This window comes from Burkholderia sp. SIMBA_051 (assembly GCF_046534915.1).
GTDB lineage: Bacteria > Pseudomonadota > Gammaproteobacteria > Burkholderiales > Burkholderiaceae > Burkholderia > Burkholderia ambifaria.
The window spans coordinates 1-259 of the sequence record NZ_JAWRXS010000504.1; the positions used below are offsets into that span (position 1 = coordinate 1).

Below are 259 nucleotides of genomic sequence, written 5' to 3' on the forward strand. Positions count from 1 at the left end.
CGGTCATCGAGGCACAGGGATTTCAGGTCGCCGATCGCGGCAACCTCTACGGCCCGCCCAACCCCTGGCAGCCGCCCGTGGACGGCTACCGCCACCTGGACGAAGTGGCCGCCTGGAACCAGGCCGTGCACGACGCCATGTACGAGGCCCTGACGCAGGGGTCGCTGCCGATCCTGCTGGGCGGCGACCATTGCCTGGGCATCGGCTCGATCAGCGCGGTGGCGCGCCACTGCCGCGAGACCGGCAAGAAGCTGCGCGT

Annotated in this window: 1 protein-coding gene; it reads left to right on the forward strand. The window is 70.7% G+C overall.

Going from position 1 to position 259, the window contains the following annotated elements; all coding sequences use genetic code 11:
* The coding region (locus SB771_RS35475) for an arginase family protein (RefSeq protein WP_410722099.1) at positions 1-259 on the forward strand (259 nt) is incomplete at both ends.